We start from the raw sequence: 21032 nt of genomic DNA on the forward strand, positions 1-21032 counted from the left end.
GTTCGGAGGATTCTTCGTCGGAATCGAGCCGCCCGGACCGGGCAATCAGGTGACGGTCAGATCGCCGTCAGGGTGAGGGTCGAGGTGTACGTACCCGGGGCGGTTTCGGTCGGCAGGCTCAGCCGCAGCTCGGCGGAGAGCTGCGCGGTGCCCCGGCCCGTCCCGTTGGGTGCCGAGCCGAGCATGCTGCTGGCCCCGAGCCCGCCCCCGGAGGCCGGACCGACCGTCGGGCCGGCGACCACACCCTGCCCGGTCCCCTGGCTGAGGATCCGTGGTGTCCAGCCGAGCCGGTCGGCGCCGAAGGTCGCCCCGTCCGGACCGGTGAAGTTCTCCGGGATCTGCCCGGAGACGTTCCAGCCCGGACTGCCGGTACGGGTGTCGGTGACCGTCACCGGCCGCAGTTCCCCGTCGCTCTCCCACCGGTCGCCGCTGGCGTTTAGTCGGGCCGGCGGCAGCACCACGGCCCGGTCGTCCGGATCGACGCTGACCACCAACCCGCCCTGGGTACCGTCGATCGAGGCGGTGATCGTCTGCGACGCGCCCGGAGTCGACGGCGCCGTAGCCACCCGCAACGTGACCGGCGGGCTGCTGGCCACGACATTGTGATCGGAGTCGTAGAGCCGGACGAGGTACTGGCAGTCGTTCAGTTCCCGGGTCGCGGTGAACGAGTAACCGACGCCCGCCTCGCCGGAGATCACCTTCCAGTCCTCGTCGCCCTGACACCTGCTGAACCAGTGGTAGTGCTCCAGTTCGGACTGCGGGGTCTGCACCGCGGCCAACGTCACCGTCTCACCCGGCTGGTATGCCTGCGCCAGTCCGCTGATGCTCAACTCGGTCTGCGGGGTCGGGTCCGGCAGCTCGCCCACCACGAACGAGTAGTCCACTGGTCCGGTGCTGACCGTGCCGCCGCCGGCCAGCGTCGCGTCGGCCTGGAAGGTCAACGTGTAGCTGCCGGGTGCGCTGAACGCCCAGTTCGCGTGCGCGTGGGTGTGTACCGGCACGTCGATCACGTCCGGCAGCCCGTCGTCGCTGCGGAACTTGACGATCGGCCCGCCGAAGACGTCCTGGGTGAACACGTTCACCACCCCCGGGCCCTCGACGTCGCGCAGGCTCAACCGCACCTGGTTGCCGGTGAAGACCCCGGAGGCGAGCGTGGTGGTGTTCCAGCCCGGCCAGAGCAACTCCGGGTCCTGGGTCATCGGCAGCAGCCAGATCGGCGTTCCCGCCGGCCCGAGGAACGCGAACCGGTCGTCGTCCGGCACCGGCATCTCCGCACCGGGCAACACCTGGAACGTGACGTCGGCCGGATCCCGGGTCACCGACGGCTCGATCGTGTCGTCGTGCACCTTCAACGACAGCGCGCCGTCCTCGTAGTGCACGTCAACCGCGTCGGTATGCCCCTTTGCCAGCACCACCCTCTCCGCCGCGGAGGCGGATGCCGGCGCCAGCAGCGTGCCGGCGACCACCGCCCCCACCGTGACCAGGACCCCGATCCCTCGGGGTCGCGATCTAACAATCATCATTCTCCCTTCCCGACAGCCGTGCGCTTCGCGCACAGCAGCTCTTCGCCTCGGTTCGCGCCGCTCGGGCTCTCTGCCGACACATCCGCCGCTGGATCCGTTCTCACCAGGACGCCTTGCGGACGCCGGGCAGCTCGCCGCGCAGGGCCAGTTCCCGGAACCGGATCCGGGACAGCCCGAACCGGCGGAACACGCCTCGGGGGCGTCCGTCGAGCTGGTCGCGGGAACGCAGCCGTACCGGGCTGGAGTCCCGGGGCAGGGTGCTGAGCCGGCGTACCGCGACGGCGCGTACCGCCGGGTCGGTTTCCGGATCCGTGATGACCCGTTTGAGCTCGGCCCGGTATGTGGCGTACCGGCTGACCAGGTCCGCGCGGCGGGACTGTCGGTCGACCAGGCTGCGCCGGGCCATCAGCGCTCCTCGCGGAAGTCGACGTGCCGGCGCAGCACCGGGTCGTACTTGCGCAGCACGAGGCGGTCCGGGTCGTTGCGGCGGTTCTTCCGGGTGACGTACGTGTAGCCGGTACCGCCGGTGCTGCGCAGCTTGACCACCGGTCGCAGGTCGGTGTGCCGGGCCATCAGACCCGCGCTCCCCGGGCCCGCAGACCGGCCACGACCCGCTCGATCCCGTCCCGGTCCACCGTGCGCATCGCCTTCGCGGTGAGGTGCAGGGTGACCCAGCGCCGTTCGGAGGCGAGCCAGTAGCGGTGGCGTTGCAGGTTGGGGTTCCAGCGGCGGCGGGTGCGCCGGTGGGAGTGGGACACGGCGTTGCCGAAGCTCGGCTCGGCGCCGGTGACGTCACATCGTCGGGACACGGTTTGCCTCCTTCAAGTTGGAAATCATAACGAGAATCGTTTTCGTTTATGAATCATCTGTTCGGTTGAACCGGCGCCACCTCGGGCACTACCGCCACCGTCACCTCGTCACCCAGCCGGTAGCCGACCCCGCGCAGCGTGGCCACCAGCGGAACATCGAGCCCGACCTTGGCCCGGAGACGCCTGACATGCACATCGACCGTGCGATGACCGAGATGCGCGTGACCCCACACCTGGTCCAGAAGCTGCGCCCGGGTGAAGACCCTGCGCGGATGCTGGGCAAGATGCCGCAGCAGGTCGAACTCCCGGCGGGTGAGCGGGATCTCCTCCTCGCCCCGCAGGACGATCCGGGAGTCGAGCAGGATTCGAAGCACCCACGACTGCGGAACGACCCTTCGCCGGGCGACCTGGGGCGCCTGGGCGAGTTGCGAGAGCGACTCAACGAGCCGGGCGACGCCAGGGCTTACCGAACCCGGCCCAGCAAAAAGCCGGACGGACACCACCAGTTGAGGGCCGTCCGCTACACGCGAGGCGCCCACTGTCGCGCCGGCGGGCAGGTCCGAGGAAGTCACCTAAGCATAATGACAACCGTTTTCAGTTTTGTCGAGTGCGGATCATCGGACGTGGACTGGCGCCAAGGCCTACTGAACAGCGGATCGTCCGCCGGCCAATCGCGGATGATGGGGATCAGGCGTTGACGGTCGCGGTCCGGTCAGCCGGGCGAGGCCGCCACCGCGAACCGGACCGTGGTGGTGAACAGGAGATCGCCGTCCACCGAGCGGGCACCCTCCACCACCGGGGTCACCTCGGCGAGCGCCACCGGCAACCGTTGCGCCGGGATCTGCTCCAGCAGGCTGCGCGCGCCATGGGACCACACCCAGGCCAACCAGTGCTCGACGTCGCGAAACCGGCTCTGGAACGAGGCCTCGGTAACGTCCACGTCCCGGTATCCCGCCTCCCACAGCAGCGCCGCGGTCAAGTCCGCCGTGGCGTACAGCGCATCCTGCTTCGAGGTCGGCCATTGCCGTCGATCGGCTGGCAGGTGCCCGGCCAACCGCCGCATCGCCTCGGTGAACCTCGGATCCTGGTTCGCGAAAGTGGTGATGCCGATCCGGCCGCCCCGGCACAGCAGCCGCCGATACCCACGCAGCGCGGCGGCCGGGTCCGGCAGGAGGAACACCACGAACCCACCGAGCACAGCGTCGAACTCCCCCGCCGGCAGCAGGGGCGACTCGGCATCACCCAGTTCAACCTCGACCTGCGACAGTCCGGCCGCGCGGACCTCGGCCCGGGTCAACTCCACCATCGTCGGCGCCAGATCGATACCGACGACCCGGCCGGTCACACCGACGGCGCGGGCCGCCGGCACCAGCACGGCACCCCGCCCGCAACCGACATCGACAACTCGCTGGCCGGTCCGAACACCGGCCCGGCGTACCAGTTCCGTCCCAGGCGGACCGAAGAAGTCGACCCCGAGCCGGTCATAGGTCGGCGCCCCTCGGTCGAACGCTCCAACCAGGGCTGCCTTGCGCCGCGTTTCCTCGGTCATACCGCCCCCCGACATCATGAACCGACCGGAGGCACTGCGGTCGTGCCCCCGGAGGACGGACACCATCTTGTCGAACATGACTTTCAGAAGCAGTAAGATGGGCGATTCACCGGTCAGGGTTACTCAATGTCGAGGTGGCCGAGGTGGCCGAGGTGCTCGACCGGCTAATGCCTGCGGTCCGGCCCGTGGATGTGACCAGCCGAATCACCCGCACGACCCTGGATGATCAGTTGCAAGCAGGGCCGACGGCAAGCAACGGCACATGGAATTCAGCCAGGCGAGATAGCGGTCACCACGTCCATCTCCCCCACTGACGTGGTGAACCCCGCTCCGGCCAGCTCGTCCAGGAGCCGCTGCCTGGACAGCACGTACCACGGGTAATTCACCACCACCTCCCGCTCGACGGCGCCCTGACCCGTCAGCACTCGATAGGTCATCGTCCAGGTAACGCTGTCCTCCCCGGCCGGACGCGCCGCCCCGCTACCGGTGTAGCTCCGGTCGCCGACCACCACCGAGACGAACTCGCTCTGCGGAACCGTCGTCACCTCGGCCGGCGGCTGCAGGTTCACGATCAGCGGTGCGCCGGGAGCCAGCCGCTTCCGGACGTCCGCGAAGAACGCCGCGCGTCGGGTCGGCGGGAGATGGCCGATCATATTGATGGCCATGACCCCGCCCACCCCGGCCGGCAACCGCATGCTCGCCACATCCGCCGCCTGCACCGTCACCCGCCGGCGCAGGTCCTCGGCGCCGGCGACTCTCGCCAGCAGCACCGCGCGCAGAACCGGCGACGGCTCCACGGCGACGATGTCGGCGTCCGCTACCGCCTCGGCGGCGACCACGACGCCGAGCCCACTGCCCGCACCGACATCCACGATCGGCCCGGCCGCTGGCACCACGTGCCGCAACGCCTTCCCGATCGGTACCCGCAACGCCTGCCACGCGCCCTGGCTGAGCAGGTCCAGATACTCGCCTGACTCCGCGTAGGGATCAGCTTCCATAGTTCCCTCCCCAGCGACGACAACTCAGAGGGCTAGATGATACTGGAAACCAGTTGCATCTTGGGGCTCCGGATGGCTGCTCCCGGCGTCCAGCGATATCCCGGCGGCCCTGTCAGACGGCGGTGGGCACCCGCCTCGACGGGTGCCCACCGTTCGTTCCCTGGTACTCCGGCCGGCAGGCCGGTCAGCCGTTACCTGCGAGGTTGGTTGACGGTGACGTTCTCCGTCACCACCGTGGTCCCCGGCACAATGGGGCTGGTCAGCGTGCTGGTGACGGTGCCCGTACCGGGCAGCAGGCCACGCACCCTGACGGTGTACGAGGCAGAACCACCAGGCGTCGGGTCGGTACTGGTGATCCTCAGGTCGCCGGTGGGCAAGGTGCCCGCCGGCAGCGAGTCACCACCACTGCCGTCGGCGTTCTCCGCCCCGACCAGGAAGGGTTGGTTCGGGTTGGCCGGAAGCGCTCCCGGGTCGTACGCGAAGACGATGTCCTGGGTGCCGTTCAACCCGATCCACACCTGGAAGTGCCGGTTCGACGTGGTGCCCCAGACGTTGACCTGCCACTCCAGCACCAGCCAGACGTTGGATCCGTCCTCGAGCGTCGCGGCGTAGAGCCCGGGCGCCCCGGTACCGTCGAGGTCCGTCCAGAACGGCGCCAGGACGTTGTTGGGCCGTGCCGGATCGGGCAACGACGCCGGCAGCAGACAACAGTTGTTGTCCTCCGCGGTGGTCTCGCCGGCCACCAGGTAGCCGTTGGAGTCGACGCCGATCGACGTGTACCTGACTCCGTTGAAGACGAACTCGGGGACGGTGAAGTTGAGCAGGTCCTCGTCCCCGAGCGGTTCCGGAACGACGCCGAGTTCCGACAGCGGGATCCACTCACCGGCGACGCTGCCCGGCCCGAGCGAAGGGACACCCGCCTGCTGCCCGGCGAGGCTGACGTTCTTCCTCTCGACACGCAGCGGGTTGACGACCTTCGCCCCCGAGGCCGACTGGACCGGCAGGTGAGCCGTCGTGGTGGTGGTCAGATCCGCTGTCGTGTCCCGCGACGAGGTGTTCTCGGCGGTGACCGTGCAGGTGCTGGCTCCCAACCAGGCCACCGAGTCGGGTGTGCAGGTGGTAGCCAGGGTGACGTCGCCCTGCTGGGGGACGAACGCCACCGGCAGGTGCAACGCCGGCAGCGTGCGGGAGGCCGGCAGCAGTTGAATCTCGCCGAAGTACTGTCCGGTCGGTGCGGTCGACGAGATCGTCACCCGGAGCTGGGTCGACTTGCCGGCCTTGAGGGTGAACCTGCTCGGCGAGACGGTGACCCGGCTCTTCGCCGGCGCGCTCGTCCGTACGGTGTAGGTCTGGGTCCTGCCGGTCACGTTCTTCGCGGTGCGGACCGTGCTGACGGTGCCCGGCATCACCTTCGCGTCCACCGACGGGATGTTCAGGTGCACGGCGTTGACCGGGTCGGCGCCCAGCGCGAGCATCCGGTCGGCGGTCTCGTCGAAGGTCAGGCCCGGGTCGTCGGCCCGGGTCAGATCGATCCGGCCACTGCCGTAGTCCAGCGGATCGGCCTTGGTGGTCTCGTCCTCCTTGAGCAGACTCGTCTTCGCCGTGGTCATCATCGCCGACTTGATCTGGCCCGGTGTCCAGCTCGGGTGCAGCGCGGCCAGCAGTGCCGCCGAGCCGGCGATGTGCGGGGCGGACATCGAGGTGCCCGCAATCGCCTGGTAGTACTGGCCCGGTGGGCCACCGTCGACCGCGTCTGGGGTGGGCGTGTTCCCGGCCAGGATCTGCACCCCGGGGCCGCTGATATCCGGTTTGAGGACCAGGCCACCCGGCCCGCGTGACGAGAACGCCGCCATCACGTCGCCCTTGCCGGCGCCCTTCTGCCCCGGGGTGAAGGACGCGGTCACATCCGTGTGCCCGGCCATGAACGTCTTGAACGCGGTGCCGTCGGCCAGGTGCACCGTCGGCAGGAAGTGGTTGTCCGTCTCGATGTCCTGCAACGACGGGTTGTACAGGATCATGCCGACGGCACCGCCCCGGGCCACGTTGTGGCCCTTCTCGACGCGGCCGTTGACCCCGCGTTGACAGGCCACGATCTTGCCGCTGAACGTCCCGGCAGCGGCCTCCGCCTGGCACAGCGCCCCGCCGGCGTACCCCTCGACCGACTCGGCCAGCACCACCGGAGTCGCCGCGGGCACGCCTGCCGTGATCGAGGCACCCGTCAGGACCAGCGTTTCCGCGCCACCCCGCAGGGTCAGTGTCGAGCTGAACTCCCGGGTCTGGGTGGACGCCGCCACCGTGGTCACCCACGGCACGAAGTTGTCGACGGTGCCCGCCCCCGGGCCGGAGTTTCCGGCCGAGGCCGAGACGAAGACCCCGGCGGCGTAGGCGTCCCTGAACGCCTGCATGCTCGGGTCCGTCGGGCCCCCGCCACCGCCGCCGATGGAGTAGTTGAGGACGTCCACACCGTCCTTCACCGACTGTTGGATCGCCGCCACGATGTCGGAGGTGAAACCACCCTGCGGGCCCAGCACCTTGTAGACCGACAGCCACGCCCCCGGCGCCGTACCCGCCAACGGCCCGCGCTCGACCCCGAAGACGCTGGCCGAGCCGACGACATTGCCCACGGCGGTGGAGGCGGTGTGCGTGCCGTGCCCGCCGCTGTCCCGGGCCGACCGGTAGACATCGTCGTCATCCACCAGGTCGTACGTATCGAGGAACCGGGCGCCACCGATGAGCTTGCGGTTGCAGGCGAAGACGTCGACCGCCGGGGTCAGCGGGTTGTCGCCGAAGTCGCAGGTACGCGGCGTCCCGTCCGGTTTGGCCGGCGGCGCGCCGAGGTTGCCCTGATCGGCGAAGGACGGATGCTCCGGCCACGCCCCGGTGTCGATCACACCCACCACGACACCCTTGCCCGCGTTCCTGGTCCCGCCCAGCCGCGGGTACAGCGACGTCGCGCCGATGAAGGCACCACTGGCGTCGGTGAGCGGCTTACGCAGAACGTCCTGCTGGACGGCCACCACACCGTCGATCCTCAACAACTCACCGACCTTGTTGGCCGGAACGACGGCGGAAACGCCGCCGTAGACCGTCCGGAGGCGGTGTCCGACCGATGCCTGCGGGACCCGCTTGGCCAGGGCACCGACGAAGGCGCTCTCCCGGCCCGCCACGTATCCCCCGTAACGCTGCTCGGCCGGGGCACCCGACAACTTGCGGCCGGTCCGGGCCGGGCTGGTGGCGGCGTACCCGCTCACCCCGCCCCGATACGACGCCAGCGACTCGTAGTCGAGCTTCACCAGCACGGGAATCGGCGTGGAGTCCTTCCGCGCCAGCAACGCGGGATCGGTACGCGCCAGACTGCTGGCGGGCGCCTTCGCGGCACTCACCTTCGATGCCGGCTCGAGTGGCGTCACGGTGAACCGTGGTGCCGACTGGGCTGAACCCGGGCTCGCCGCCGTCAGCACCAACGGCGGAACCAGGACAGCCGCAAGGCCGATCCGCAGCCAAAGAGATGGCTTCATATTGCCCCTCTCGGAGGGTTTGGGGGTTGATCCGCATCGTTGCACCTGGCTGTTCTCGACACCAGCGACCGAACGCACCGATCCAGCACAGCTCGCTGGTGGATGGGACGGTCCGTCGATCGGCCGGCGTCGTCAGCATCGAGATCCAATCGGACGTCATCGATCAGAATGCCCCGGGATCATCCCAGCCTGTCCGCCTCCCTTCGCCGAGCCGTCGCGATGCCGCCGGCCGATCCGGGCATCGGACCCCGTCCGCGCCAACCGCCGCCACGCGCCGCGGCCCGGCTGGCTCAGCGACGGTCGCGGGGCCACGAGCCAGGTCGCCGGAAGAGCCTTCGCGTTGACAGAAGACACTCGGTAGAATGACAATCATTTTCAAGTAAGTCGAGAGGACTCCTGATGTCGTCACCCCTGGCCCCTGGACTCGCCGCGACCGCGCCGGCGGATGTTCGCTGCTCGCTGACAGTGCTCTCCGGGTTCTGGTCGCCCACCACCCTGGCGGTGGCGCACGCCCTGCTCGCCGACGACCCATCGCTGCTGCTGGTCCGGCACGACCTGTCCGACCTGGGCGCCGGGACGGTACGCCGGATGGTCCGCACCGACGCGGGAACGGTGGAGGATCAACGGGTCACACTGCGGCACGGCTGTGTCTCGTGCACGCTGCGGGAGGACGTCCTTCCCACGCTCCTCCGGCTGACCCGTACCCACCCCGGTCAGGACCTCGTCCTGATGCTGCCGGAGGTGGTGGAACCGGAGGCGGTCGCGGCCGCCTGCGCCCACTGCCTCGTCGACGGCGCACCGATCACCAATCACCTACATATCGACTCGTACGTGACCGTGGTCGACGCCGAACACCTGCTCGACGGGCTCACCAGCACGGACGACCTGATCACGCTGGGAATCCAGGCCGCCGACGACGACCCTCGCGCACTCGCCGACGTCATAGTCCGACAGATCGAGTACGCCGACACCGTCGTCCTGTGCGGGCAGTCGCCCGAGAGCGCCTTCGACACCACCCGCCTGTCGATCCTGCTGCACCGGATGGCACCGTGGGCAGCCCACTTCGCCGTCGACCAGCCGTATGCGGCCGACCGGGCGCTCACCCACCGGCTACGCCGCACCCGCCGGCACCGACCGGAGCTCCCCGCCGTCCTCGCGCGAGGCATCGAAGGGTATTCCCTCGGTGTCCACGAACCGCTACCCGACTGCGGGGTGGTCTCGGCGGTCTTCCGCGCCCGCCGGCCGTTCCACCCCGGACGCCTGCACGACGTCCTGGAGCAGGTCAACGCCGACGTGCTGCGCTCGCGGGGTCACCTCTGGTTGGCCAGCCAACCAGACACCGCCGTGGCCTGGGAGTTCGCCGGCGGCGGCCTGGCCATGGGCTCACTCGGACGCTGGCTGGCCAGCATGCCCGAGCAGCACTGGGAGCAGGTCGGCGACCACCGCCGACTAGCGGCCTCGGTCGACTGGGACCCCTACTACGGCGACCGGCACAACCACCTGGTCTTCATCGGGGTCGACCTCGACCCGGTCGACATCCACCGCCTGCTCGCCGGCTGCCTGCTCAGCGACGCCGAACTCGCCGACGGCGAGGACACCTGGCGCGAGTACCACGATCCATTCGCCGGCTGCTTCTCCACCCCGGACGTCGACACCGCCACCGGCACCGGCCGCACCGACGGCGACTCCGACCAGGCCGATCCGATCCAGAAGAAGGTACGTCCCGCATGAAGCCGAACATCCACCCGCCCTACGCCCACGTCGTCTACCGGGACCGCAACGCCGACTTCGCGTTCCTGACCCGCACCACCGCCACCAGCGACAAGACCATCGAGTGGACCGACGGCAACACCTACCCCGTCATCGACGTCGACATCTCCTCCGCCAGCCACCCCTTCTGGACCGGCCGGCAGCGCGTGCTCGACACCGCCGGACGGATAGAGAAGTTCCGCGCCAAGTACGCCCGTCGCGGCCCGAAGGGAACTCAATGACCACACTGCCCGCCTACCAGGTCGACTGGGCGCAGCAGGCAGGGCACCTCACCACCGCAGCCCGCGAAGATCACAGCTGGTATCTGACGGTGGCCCGCGACCTCGTTCGGCCCACCGACCGATTGGCGCTCGACGTCGGCTGCGGCGCCGCCGGCATGACCCTTGCCATCGCCCGGGGGATGACCTGCGGCCGGGTCATCGCCGCCGATTCGGACCCGGAGATTCTCGACGCGGCCCGGGCACACGTGCACACCGAGTGGACCGATCCACGGGTCGCCATAGACGTGGTGCGAGCGGATCTCGCCAACGGCGTCGCCGCCCTACGGGAGGCGCTGCCGACGGGCGCGGACCTGCTCTGGACCTCGGCGTGCGTACATCACGTCGGCGACCAGCGGGCTGCGCTCGCCGCGCTGACGACCCTCCTGCGCAGTGGCGGACGGCTGGCCCTGGCCGAAGGCGGGCTGCCGGCCCGGCGCCTGCCATGGGACCTCGGCATCGGCGACCCCGGGCTCGAAATGCGACTCCAGGCCGCCGAGGACGCCTGGTTCGCTCGTATGCGCGCCGACCTGCCACAGACGCGGCGGATGCCCTACGGGTGGACGGAGGCACTGCGCCGAGCCGGGCTCGCTCCCGTGACCACCCGCACCACGCTGTGGGAGAAGCCGGTACCACTTCAGCGGGCCGACCGGCTGGCCGTCGTCGCGGAACTCGCCCACCGGGTCGACCGGCTACGTCCCACCATGCTGATCCAGGACGGCGACCTCGCCGCGTGGCGGCGTCTCCTCGACCCGGACAACGTCGCGTGGCTGGGGCATCGCGAGGACCTCAGCTCACTTGTCGCCCGAAGCGTTCACATCGGGCTACGCCCCCAGATCGTCGTGAGCACCGACCTGACGTCGGCACAGCTGTGCACCGCCGGTCTGAAACCCACCTTCCAGCGTCGGGCGGTGTTGACATTGCCGGCCGGTCAACCGCGCCCGATCACCGCCCAGACCGTACACGCCGAGCTCAGGCACGGCGGCCAGCGCGTCGGCCTCACGACCGTCTATCGGACACTGCACAGCCTTGCCGACGCGGGATTGCTACACGTCTTCGACGTCCACGGCGAGCGCGCATACCGGCACTGCGGCCCGAAGACGCACCAGCACCTGATCTGCGACCGGTGCGGACAGGTGGCCGAATGCCCGTCCGACATGGTGGCCCGATGGCTTCTCCAACTACATCACCACACGGGGTTCACCCCACATTCGGACGGGCTGGACCTGTACGCCATCTGCCAGGCATGTGACCCGGACCGTTAGCAGTCGCGATCGCCGCCGCCACCCCGCCGGCGATCGCGGCGGCCAGCTCTGTGCAGCTGCCGCCGGCTCCGCTGTCACGAGGACCCGGTTCCGCTCGCCACGGGCCGCACCAGGTCGCCGACTCTCCGGACGACGCATAATGAATACGCCTGCCGTTCGGCATGATCGACGACGGGGCCAGGCCCATCGTTGGCCCCGCAGCCAGCGGAGACATTCATCGAGACGGCGGTAAGGTGATCCAGATGATGCCGAACGTGACCCGGAACACCCGGCAGCGGGCCGAGGTGCTGGCCCTGCTGCGCGAGGTCGAGGGCTTCTACACCGCGCAGCAGTTGCACCAGATGCTGATAGCCCGCGAGGCCCGGGTCGGGCTCACCACCGTCTACCGGACGCTCCAACTGCTGGTAGACACCGGGGAGATCGACTCCACCCGACTACCCGGCGGGGAACAGTTGTTCCGTCGATGCAGCCAGGGCAAACACCACCACCATCTCGTCTGCCGCAACTGCGGACGGACGGTAGAGGTGGCCGGGCCGGCGGTCGAGCGTTGGGCCGACCAGGTGGCCACCCAGCACGGTTTCACCGACGTCGGTCACACCCTCGAAATCTTTGGCACCTGCGCCACCTGCGCGCGCTGACCCACCGCCGTTACCTGGGCTCAGCCGGCCGTCGGCACGGGACGACGCAGCGCGGCCGGACCCATCACGAAACTCGGGTCGAGCTGTGCGGTGAGGTCAGCCCCGGTACGGTCGTTGGCCCAGGCGGTGGCGTTGCGGCGGTGGAACTCGTGGGCGTGCCGGGTGAACGCGGCCCAGTCCTGAACTGTCGCGTCGACCACCTCGGTCACCTGTCCCAGTACGGCATGGTTCGCGGCTTCGAGGTCGTCGAGCGGGCCGACGGCGCCACGTTCGGCCGCCCGCACGTACGCCGAGCGGCTGATCCCGCCGAGCAGATCCGCGCCCACATGGTCCCGGAGGAAGTCCACGTCCGAAGGATCCTCGACCTTGTTGCCCACAACGCTGAGCGCGACACCGAAGTCGCGGGCATAGCCGGCGTACTGCTGGTAGACGGCGACGCTGCGCAAGGTCGGCTCGCAGACCAGGAAGGTGCGGTCGAAGCGGGTGAACAGGCCGGAGGCGAACGAGTCCGCGCCGGCGGTCATGTCGACCACGACATACTCACCGGGTCCGTCGACGAGGTGGTTGAGCAGCAGTTCGACCGCCCCGACCTTGGAGTGGTAGCACGCCACTCCCAGGTCGTCTTCGGTGAACGCGCCCGTGACGGCCAGCCGTACACCGTTCACGTCGCGAACGCACGCCGCGTAGATCGGGTTGTCCTCTACCACTTGTAGCAGCCGGGAACCGGCACCGGGCGGAGTGGTCTTGACCATCGCCGCCGCCGAACTAATCCGCGGATTGTCGCCCCGCAGGTACTCCTTGATCTCAGTCAGGGATTCGCCGAGCGGCGGAAGCTGCGCCGCCTGGCGTGCATCGGCACCGAGCGCGCACGCCAGGTGCTGGTTGATGTCGGCATCGACGGCCAGCACCGGACGACCACGGGCGGCGAGGTGGCGGGCGACCAGGGCGGCCAGTGTGGTCTTGCCGCTGCCACCCTTGCCGACAAACGCGATCTTCATCCGGAGCACCCCTGCGCCTTTGCGATGGAAACCATTTTCACCAGCGTTACTTTAGCGGTCCTTCTGGGTCATGTCCTAGCAAGGTGCCTGTTTGGGCATGATCGGGTCGGATACCGCAGGTCGTGATTCTGATGCATGCTGTCGGTCATCTTCGGCAGGTCGTCCGGGACCGAGGACTCCCGGCAAGCTCATGGCGGTCAGCCGGCCGGCAGGTCGTGCGCCAGGGGAGCACCTTCCGATGGGTGATGGTGGACGGCCGAGGTCGAACTCGGCAACGATCTCGAAGGCGTCCCACGGCCCGTCGCGGGTAAACACCTCCCGTGGTGTCCCACCGCGACGAGGACACCGCCGCGCGTCAGCAGCGAGGGACATGATCGCGCGGGGCGATCAGGGCCGCCTGGCGGACATCGACCGGGGCCACACCGCCGGGCCCGGGTCGCCGCGCGCAACCGCGTCCTCTGCCCGGGGGTATGGAACTGCTGGAGAACCGTCAGTCATAGTGTAACGACAATCATTCCGGTTAGTGTCGGATGCCGGCCCGGCAGGCGGTACCGCAGGAGGAGCCCCATCTCGTGACCGCATCGCCCCGCCTTTCCGAGAACACTTCGAGCCAGCCGTCGATCCTGCGGAATCAGGCGTTTGTCCGCCTGTGGTCGGGCACCACCGCCTCAGGGTTGGCGACCTGGGCACTGCCGTTCGTTCTCGGCCTCGCGGTACTCGACCGGGACCTCTCCCCAGCCGGGCTCGGGCTGCTGCTGGCCGCCCACACAGTGGGTTTCCTCGTTGCGGTCACGGTCGGCGGGGTACTGGCCGACCGCTACTCCCGCCGCAGGGTGGTCCTGTTCTCCGGGCTGGCTGCCGCAGCAGCGACGCCGGTGATCGCGGTGGGAATGGGCTGGTCGGTGCCGGTGATGACCGTCGCGGCGGCGGTAGCCGGGGCGGGGCAGGGCGCATGTCGGCCGGCGTTCCAGGCGTTGACCGCCGAAGTCGTCGACGAAGGACGGCGCCAGCAGGCCAACGCGGCTGTGACCCTCTCCGTCCGGGTCACGACGCTGGTCGCACCCGCGCTGACCGCGCTGCTGGCCACCGTTCTCGACACCGGCGTCCTGCTGCTCGGCATCGGCCTGCTCTGGCTGGTCACGGCAGTGCTGCCCCCTGCGGGGGCGCCGGTGCCGCGGCCCGGACAGTCCCACGGCTCCTTCTTCGCCGAGTTCGCCGACGGGATACGCGAAGCCCGCCGGCACCCCTGGTTCCTCGCCGGCCTGGGCGCGCTGACCGCCGTCATCGCCACCGGCTACTCCGCCACCGGTGTCGCCCTGCCGCTGATCAGCCGAGACCGGTACGGCACCGAGGCCATCCTGGCCGGTGCGGCCACCGCGTACACCGTCGGCGCGCTCGCCGGGGCCTTGGTGATCGCACGGTGGCGCCCGCGGCACCAAGGCTGGGCCGCGCTCGCCGGCTTGGCCTGCTACGGCTTCGCCCCGCTCAGCCTCATACTGCCCGTACACCCCCTGCTGGTGATCGCCGCGTACCTGCTCGCCGGCGTCGGGATCGAGCTGTTCAACGTGCCGTGATTCACCGCCACCCAACGCGAGGTCGAACCCCGCAGACTCGCCCGCGTGTCCTCACTGGACTTCCTGACCTCCTACGGGCTGGCCCCGCTCGGCCTCGCCCTCTTCGTCCCCGCGATCGAGACCTTCGGCGCGACCGCCGTACTCGGCACCAGCGCCCTCGTCTGCTTCCTCGCCCCCGCCCTCGCCGCGACCGTACCCAGCGCGCGGGACTTCGCCCACCGACGCCCGACACCGACCGCAGACGTCTGACCCGTGCCGGTATCCCGAGCCGGCGGCACCGTGCCCACTTGGACCGACCCCGAGCGTGCCGGCAATGCCCGCAGCTGCTCCGTCAGAACAGCGCCGTCATCCTCCAGATCTTCCCGCTGCCGGCATGCCGCGACTCCACACCGACGACCCGCCCACAGGGCAAGCCATCTCAGATGTCACCTATCGGTGCAGCAGACCCCATCGCGGTCGGGCCTCCTAAAACCGCCGCCAGCCGGCGAGCCATCGCCCTGGACCACGCCACCGTCACCACCCTGCGCCAGCACCGCCGCCGACAGCTGGCCGAGCAGGCGGAATGCGGAGCCGACCGGACGGACTCCGGCTACGTCTTCACCGGGCCGGACGGGCAGCCGCTGCATCCGGACTACCTGACCCGCCGCTTCCGCCGGCTCGTAACCGACTCCGGCCTCCCGCCCGTACGTCTGCACGACCTCCGTCACGGCGCGGCCAGCCTCGCCCATTCCGCGGGCGCCGACCTGAAAACCGTTCAGGAACAGCTCGGCCACACCAGCATCGTGCTCACCGCCGACACCTACACCAGCGTCCTGCTGGATCTGCACTTCACCGTCGCCGAAGCAACCGCCCGCCTCGTGCTGGCCGCCGCAGCCCGCAACCCCGGCCGCAAACATCGGACACCCACACAACACCCACGAACCGCAGCAACACCTGCCAGGCGACAGCCCAAACCATTGCCAGGCAAGAGAATCCGTCGGCAGCTCAGCCCAGTGGCGCAGCGCGCCCACGTGACAGCCACACGACACCCAAAGATCAAGGCCGTATAGCCAGATGGCTATACGGCCTGATCACAGGTGGTGCGCCGCCAGGGACTCGAACCCCGAACCCGCGGATTAAGAGTCCGCTGCTCTGCCAGTTGAGCTAGCGGCGCTCTCTGACAACGGGAGAAACCTTAACACGGGCTCGCGAGGCTCCTCCAACCAGTTACCCAGTTGGCGGCACCGACCCACCGGATACGACAAAACATCCCAATCCGCCCACTAGTCTAAACGTCCGGGGTCAAAAGTATGGCGGCGATAGGGCACGATGTCCCCCGGGATTCGAGTGGACCGAGGTGGGGATGGGCAGGAACACGCGCACCTGGGCGATGGTCGTCGCTCTGGCGGTCGTCGCGCCGTTGGGCATTGCGGCCTGCGGCGGCGACGGAGGCGAGAAACCGCAGTTCGGGAACGGTAGCGGTACGACCGCCGGGGCGACTCCGACGCCGACACCACCGGCCGAGCCGCTCGCCTTCAGCATCACACCGGCCAGCGGCGCGAAGAAGCAACCGGTCAGCGCCGAGATCGGCACCAAGATCACCGGCGGAACGATCACCAGCGTCAGCCTGACCGCCGCCGGTGGGGGCACCGTCAAGGGGTCCATGCGGGAGGATGGCTCCTCCTGGGTGCCGGCCGCACCGCTGAAGTATTCGAAGACGTACACCGCCACGGTGACCGCGACCAGCTCGACCGGGCAGAGCGAGACCAAGACGACCTCCTTCACCACCATGGCGAAGCCGAGGTCGGTCATCGGGTCGGGGCTCTACCTCTTCGACGACAAGACGTACGGCGTGGCCATGCCGGTGGTGGTGGAGTTCTCGCCGGGCATCGCCAAGAAGGACCGGGCCAAGGTACAGAAGCGGATGTTCGTCGACTCCAACCCGCCGCAGCCGGGCGCCTGGCACTGGGTGTCGAACGGCACCCAGGCCTACTACCGGGCGCCCGAGTACTGGCAGCCGGGCACCACGCTCACCGTACGGATCGGCCTGGAAGGCATTCCGCTGAGCAACGGCAAGTACGGCAACGTCGACCGGAAGGCCACCTCCAAGATCGGCAGCAAGTTCGAGATGAAGGTCGACAACAAGACCAAGAAGATGACCGTCTTCGAGAACGACAAGCTGGTCCGGACCATCCCGGTGAGCCTTGGCAAGAAGGCCACCCCGTCGTCGAGCGGCAAGATGGTGGTGATGGAGAAGAAGTCCTCGACCGTCTTCGACACCCGGGACGACCCGGACCCGTCGAACCGTTACGTCACCGAGATCGACTTCGCCCAACGGCTGACCTGGGGCGGGGAGTACATCCACGCCGCTCCGTGGTCCGTCGGCGACCAGGGCCGACGCAACGTCTCGCACGGCTGCGTCAACGTCTCCACCCCGAACGCACGCTGGCTGTTCGAGAAGACCAAGGCCGGCGACCCGGTGACGATCACCGGTACCGAGCGGAAGTTGGAGCCCGGCAACGGCTGGACCGCCTGGAACCTCTCCTGGAAAGACTTCATCAAGGGCAGCGCCCTACCGGTCCCCGCCGACCTGGGCGCCTGACGACGAACCGATCGTGCCGACAATTGTTGAACTAACCGGCTAAATCGACCCCGTCCGATGGTGTTTTGCGGCACGGCAGGAAACCAAAACTTGCCGACGAGCGTCATTGGGAGAGGATGACCCGTAGGGACCATCGGATGGCCGTGGGAACCAGCACTGTGAGGGAATCATGCGAGCAGGCCGAAATCAGTTGATACGTCGCACGCCCGGCTCGGCGCTGGCGTCGCGGCGGCGGCCCGCGCCGGTCCGTGCCTTAGCCTCGGTCCTGCTCGCCGGGGCCCTCGCGATCACCGCCACCGCGTGCACCAGTGATGGCGACAAGGGTGCGGGCCCGTCCTTCCAGGGCGGCAGTGACGCCGAGCAGCAGCCGAAGGCCACCGCCGCGATCACCGCTCCGGCCGCGGACGCGAAGGACGTGCCGGCGTCGACGGAAATCGCGTTCAACAGCAAGGACGCCGTCGAGACCACCGTCGAGGTGAAGAACGCGGCTGGCGCCGCCGTCAAGGGCAAGCTCAGCGCCACGGGGACCTGGCTGCCGGACAAGGCGCTCGAATACGGTACGACGTACACCGCGACCGTGACGGCGACCGGTGACGACGGCAAGCCCGCGACGGTGACCAGCAATTTCACCACCATGGCCAAGCCCAGCAAGCAGATCCGGGTGACCAGCTTCCTCGGTGACGGCCAGACCGTCGGCGTCGGCATGCCGTTGATCGTGAAGTTCGACCGGGCGATTCCCGAGGACTACCGGGACGACGTGCAGCGCCGGATGACCGTGCGGGCGACCCCGGCCCAGGTGGGAATCTGGCGCTGGGTCAGCCCGACCGAGGTGCGGTACCGCCCGAAGACGTACTGGAAGGCGAACACCAAGATCTTCTACAAGATCCAGGCGGGTGGCCTGCCGATGGGCGGCGGCTGGTACGGCCGGTCCGACCTCACCGTCGACCTCAAGACCGGGGCGGCGGTGGTGATGACCGTCGACAACAAGACCAAGAAGATGACGGTCAAGAAGGACGGCAAGGTCATCAAGACCATCCCGATCAGCCTGGGCAAGAAGAGCACGCCGTCCTCCAGCGGCACGATGGTGGTCATCGAGAAGCTCAAGAAGACCGTCTTCGACACCATGGACGACCCGAACCCGGCGAACCGCTACGTCACCGACATCGAGTACGCCCAGCGGCTCACCTGGGGTGGGGAGTTCATCCACGCCGCACCGTGGTCCGTCGCCTCCCAGGGGCGTACCAACGTCTCGCACGGCTGCGTCAACATGTCCACCGCGAACGCCAGCTGGCTGTTCAACCAGACCCGCATCGGTGACCCGATCCAGGTCAAGGGCACCGAACGCAAGCTGGAGAACGGCAACGGCTGGACCGACTGGAACATGAGCTGGGACGACTACGTCAAGGGCAGCGCTATCCCGTTGGAGGAGGCGACGACCGATCCCACCACCGTGCCGTCGACCGAGCCGACCGCCATCACCACGGGCTGAGCCGCCCGGAGCCGCAAACGCGACGCAGGCAGGCCGGTGGCGTCTCCAGCCGCCCGAGCTGGGGGTCCGGGATCATCCGGCCTGCCTCGACGCGAGGGCCTGTTCGTCGTCGAACGCCCACGGGGCGGGCTCGGCGGCCGGCACCACCACACGGCGTCCCTGGAGATGTCCCCCAGAAACGATCAAGACCCCCTCTGGCGAGGGGGTCTTGACTGTGGATCAGGAGATCCACCACAAGGGTGACTGATGGGATTTGAAACCTCCGAGCCGATCAAGGTCAGGGGGTTTCGGTGCCGTTCACGCTGGTGGTTGCCGTGTCTTGCGGTGGGTTGTCGTGGGTTGGCGTGGACTCGCTGCCCCCATCCTGCCCCCAATCCGATCTTGGCAATGCCTCATTCAGGACATCGACGATCTGCGCGTCGACCGCCGGCAGTAGGTGGCCATACCGGTCGGAAGTGACCGTGATCGAGGCGTGCCCGAGCCGGTGCTGGATGGCCGTCAGTGTGGCCTTGCCAGAGATCAGCCAGGCCACGTGGGTGTGCCGCAGATCATGGAACCGGAGTCCCTCCACGCCCGCCCGTGCGACTGCCGCCAACCACACCCGGCGGAAGTTCCGGACCCGCATCGGCTGCCCCGTCGTCGTGCGGAAGACCAACTCATCCGGCTTCCGGTTCGCAGTCAAGCCGATCAGTGCCTGCTGAACCTCCGACGGCAGACTCACCGTCCGGCGGGACCGAGCCGACTTCGGTGGACCGAAGACCAACTCGGCAGCGCCCGCCAGTTCCGACATCGTCTCCTCGACCCGCAACGTGGCAGCCAGCACGTCCACGCGGCCCACCCGGAGCCCGGCCAGCTCCGCCCAGCGCAGGCCCGTGCCGAGCGCCGTCACCACCAGAGGCCGGTAGTGCTCCGGAACGGCCAACACCAGGCGTTGTGCCTCCGGCTCGGTCAGGAACTTCATTTCCTGGGCAGTGCCACGTGGCAGCCGAGTGCCGGCGCAGGGGTTGACGCGGACCAGTCGCTCGGCGACCGCCCCCGCCATGATCGTATGCAGCACGCCGTGCACGTTGTGAACCGTCTTCGCCGACCTGCGCTTGCCAAGTCGGGACACGAACTGCTGCACCGCCAGCGGCGTGATCGAGACCAACGACGCGTCACCCAACTCGGGGATGATGTGCGTCTTGATCCGCGACCACTCGGACCTCTGCGTATTTGGTGCCAGCCCTGACTTCCGAGCATCCCACCACTCAACGGTCCACTCCCCCAGGCTCAGCGCGCCCGAGGCCGGCATGACAAGGTCGCCGCGGGCCTGATCACCCACGAGGACCTTCATTGCCGCTCTGGCCTGCGTCTTGGTCGGGAAGCCGTCGGAGACGGTGACCTTCCGGTCCGCCACCCGGTCACGGATCCGAAACCCGGCGCCGTGCTTCTCGATCCACACGGTCTTAGGTGTGCCTGAGGCGCAGAGCGGTGTCGACGAACTTTCGACGCCGGGCCGTGTCGTCCTGAGCCATGGTCCGCAACTCGGCTAGCAAGTCCTGCTGTACCTCTTCGGGTAGACCCGACTGCTTGATCAGCGTTACGGCGTCGGCATCGGGGTCCGTCGCGGGCAGGCTCCGGACCTCGTCGGCGCTGTAGTAACCAACGCGCTGGAACAGTTCACCCAAGTCGAGGTGAAAAACTCGGGCAGCGCGTCGGACGTTGGCTTCCTTGACGGCATATGTCTGATCAAGCCACCGGTCGATCGTCTTCGACGAAACGTCCAGCTTGCGCGCCAACTCGCTCTTGTTGTTGCTCGCCGAAGTACGCAGCAGCTCTTGGACAACCTCTGCCCACGCCGCGCGGTTAACCTCGACCCCCGGCTCCTTCATGCCGGCACTGTACCGGACGTCTACGTCCGGTCGTAAGAGCAGTCGCACTGTTCGTATTCCTCTCAGTGTGCGGCGCTGGACATAGAAGAACGTTCACCTGAGCCGGACATAAGCGTCACAGAGGCAGTGTCGCATGTCCAGACGTTCACGTCCGAAAGTCGTCTTGACTGGACGTCCACGTCCGGCTAGCTT

The 21032-nt window shown here is 68.6% G+C and carries 20 protein-coding genes and 1 tRNA gene; 9 read left to right on the top strand and 12 right to left on the bottom strand.

Annotation, left to right across the window (positions count from 1 at the left end; genetic code table 11):
- Positions 1 to 56: 56 nt before the first annotated feature.
- The 8 genes from ACFP2T_RS16155 to ACFP2T_RS16190 all read right to left on the bottom strand — a co-directional run bounded on the left by ACFP2T_RS16155 (position 57) and on the right by ACFP2T_RS16190 (position 8289).
- Positions 57 to 1520, bottom strand: coding sequence for a choice-of-anchor M domain-containing protein (locus ACFP2T_RS16155; protein ID WP_377422867.1), 1464 nt, complete (start codon positions 1518 to 1520; stop codon positions 57 to 59).
- A gap of 103 nt (positions 1521 to 1623) precedes the next feature.
- Entirely contained in the window at positions 1624 to 1929 is a 306-nt protein-coding gene (gene rpsN, locus ACFP2T_RS16160; RefSeq protein WP_377422226.1) for a 30S ribosomal protein S14, read from the bottom strand.
- On the bottom strand, positions 1929 to 2096 hold the full coding sequence (rpmG, locus tag ACFP2T_RS16165; RefSeq protein WP_377422228.1) for a 50S ribosomal protein L33: 168 nt from the start codon (positions 2094 to 2096) through the stop codon (positions 1929 to 1931). The genes rpsN and rpmG overlap by 1 nt, the downstream gene beginning before the upstream one ends.
- Positions 2096 to 2332: a 50S ribosomal protein L28 gene (rpmB, locus tag ACFP2T_RS16170; RefSeq protein ID WP_377422230.1), complete on the bottom strand. Its 237-nt coding sequence runs from the start codon at positions 2330 to 2332 to the stop codon at positions 2096 to 2098. Before rpmB ends, rpmG begins: the two co-directional genes overlap by 1 nt.
- Positions 2333 to 2385: 53 nt before the next feature.
- Positions 2386 to 2904, bottom strand: coding sequence for a winged helix-turn-helix domain-containing protein (locus ACFP2T_RS16175; RefSeq protein WP_377422232.1), 519 nt, complete (start codon positions 2902 to 2904; stop codon positions 2386 to 2388).
- 140 nt (positions 2905 to 3044) lie between these two features.
- Positions 3045 to 3881, bottom strand: a complete 837-nt coding sequence (locus ACFP2T_RS16180; RefSeq protein ID WP_377422234.1) for a class I SAM-dependent methyltransferase — start codon at positions 3879 to 3881, stop codon at positions 3045 to 3047.
- A 269-nt stretch (positions 3882 to 4150) separates the two neighbouring features.
- Positions 4151 to 4879: a class I SAM-dependent methyltransferase gene (locus ACFP2T_RS16185; RefSeq protein WP_377422236.1), complete on the bottom strand. Its 729-nt coding sequence runs from the start codon at positions 4877 to 4879 to the stop codon at positions 4151 to 4153.
- Positions 4880 to 5070: 191 nt separating this feature from the next.
- Complete coding sequence (locus ACFP2T_RS16190) at positions 5071 to 8289, bottom strand: S8 family serine peptidase (protein WP_377422238.1); 3219 nt, start codon at positions 8287 to 8289, stop codon at positions 5071 to 5073.
- A gap of 504 nt (positions 8290 to 8793) precedes the next feature.
- Here ACFP2T_RS16190 and ACFP2T_RS16195 point away from each other — a divergent pair.
- The 4 genes from ACFP2T_RS16195 to ACFP2T_RS16210 all read left to right on the top strand — a co-directional run bounded on the left by ACFP2T_RS16195 (position 8794) and on the right by ACFP2T_RS16210 (position 12327).
- Positions 8794 to 10128, top strand: coding sequence for a CobW family GTP-binding protein (locus ACFP2T_RS16195; protein ID WP_377422869.1), 1335 nt, complete (start codon positions 8794 to 8796; stop codon positions 10126 to 10128).
- Positions 10125 to 10388: a type B 50S ribosomal protein L31 gene (locus tag ACFP2T_RS16200; protein WP_377422240.1), complete on the top strand. Its 264-nt coding sequence runs from the start codon at positions 10125 to 10127 to the stop codon at positions 10386 to 10388. The genes ACFP2T_RS16195 and ACFP2T_RS16200 overlap by 4 nt, the downstream gene beginning before the upstream one ends.
- Complete coding sequence (locus tag ACFP2T_RS16205) at positions 10385 to 11689, top strand: transcriptional repressor (protein WP_377422242.1); 1305 nt, start codon at positions 10385 to 10387, stop codon at positions 11687 to 11689. Before ACFP2T_RS16200 ends, ACFP2T_RS16205 begins: the two co-directional genes overlap by 4 nt.
- A 242-nt stretch (positions 11690 to 11931) precedes the next feature.
- On the top strand, positions 11932 to 12327 hold the full coding sequence (locus tag ACFP2T_RS16210; protein WP_377422244.1) for a Fur family transcriptional regulator: 396 nt from the start codon (positions 11932 to 11934) through the stop codon (positions 12325 to 12327).
- A gap of 20 nt (positions 12328 to 12347) precedes the next feature.
- Here the strand turns inward: ACFP2T_RS16210 and ACFP2T_RS16215 are convergent, their stop codons facing one another.
- A complete protein-coding gene (locus tag ACFP2T_RS16215; RefSeq protein ID WP_377422246.1) occupies positions 12348 to 13325 on the bottom strand; it encodes an ATP-binding protein in 978 nt (325 codons plus the stop codon).
- A gap of 572 nt (positions 13326 to 13897) precedes the next feature.
- Here ACFP2T_RS16215 and ACFP2T_RS16220 point away from each other — a divergent pair.
- Genes ACFP2T_RS16220 through ACFP2T_RS16230 form a run of 3 tightly spaced genes read left to right on the top strand, consistent with a single transcriptional unit; the run spans position 13898 to position 15948 of the window.
- A complete protein-coding gene (locus ACFP2T_RS16220; protein ID WP_377422248.1) occupies positions 13898 to 14899 on the top strand; it encodes an MFS transporter in 1002 nt (333 codons plus the stop codon).
- Positions 14900 to 14944: 45 nt separating this feature from the next.
- Positions 14945 to 15148, top strand: a complete 204-nt coding sequence (locus ACFP2T_RS16225) for a hypothetical protein (RefSeq protein WP_377422250.1) — start codon at positions 14945 to 14947, stop codon at positions 15146 to 15148.
- Between the two features lie 38 nt (positions 15149 to 15186).
- On the top strand, positions 15187 to 15948 hold the full coding sequence (locus tag ACFP2T_RS16230) for a tyrosine-type recombinase/integrase (RefSeq protein WP_377422251.1): 762 nt from the start codon (positions 15187 to 15189) through the stop codon (positions 15946 to 15948).
- Positions 15949 to 15976: 28 nt separating this feature from the next.
- Here the strand turns inward: ACFP2T_RS16230 and ACFP2T_RS16235 are convergent.
- A tRNA-Lys gene (locus ACFP2T_RS16235) sits at positions 15977 to 16052 on the bottom strand.
- A gap of 189 nt (positions 16053 to 16241) precedes the next feature.
- Here ACFP2T_RS16235 and ACFP2T_RS16240 point away from each other — a divergent pair.
- Both ACFP2T_RS16240 and ACFP2T_RS16245 read left to right on the top strand, forming a co-directional pair.
- The gene (locus tag ACFP2T_RS16240) at positions 16242 to 17480 is read left to right on the top strand and encodes a L,D-transpeptidase (protein ID WP_377422253.1); all 1239 of its coding nucleotides are present in this window, start codon (positions 16242 to 16244) and stop codon (positions 17478 to 17480) included.
- 169 nt (positions 17481 to 17649) lie between these two features.
- Positions 17650 to 18969 carry a L,D-transpeptidase gene (locus ACFP2T_RS16245; RefSeq protein ID WP_377422255.1) on the top strand — a complete coding sequence of 440 codons (1320 nt, stop codon included), beginning with the start codon at positions 17650 to 17652 and terminating at the stop codon, positions 18967 to 18969.
- Between the two features lie 277 nt (positions 18970 to 19246).
- Here ACFP2T_RS16245 and ACFP2T_RS16250 read toward each other — a convergent pair whose 3' ends face one another.
- Both ACFP2T_RS16250 and ACFP2T_RS16255 read right to left on the bottom strand, forming a co-directional pair.
- Positions 19247 to 20410, bottom strand: a complete 1164-nt coding sequence (locus ACFP2T_RS16250) for a tyrosine-type recombinase/integrase (protein ID WP_377422257.1) — start codon at positions 20408 to 20410, stop codon at positions 19247 to 19249.
- A 4-nt stretch (positions 20411 to 20414) separates the two neighbouring features.
- Positions 20415 to 20840 carry a hypothetical protein gene (locus ACFP2T_RS16255; protein ID WP_377422259.1) on the bottom strand — a complete coding sequence of 142 codons (426 nt, stop codon included), beginning with the start codon at positions 20838 to 20840 and terminating at the stop codon, positions 20415 to 20417.
- Positions 20841 to 21032 lie beyond the last annotated feature (192 nt).

The sequence above is a fragment of the Plantactinospora solaniradicis genome (assembly GCF_042658085.1).
GTDB lineage: Bacteria > Actinomycetota > Actinomycetes > Mycobacteriales > Micromonosporaceae > Plantactinospora > Plantactinospora solaniradicis.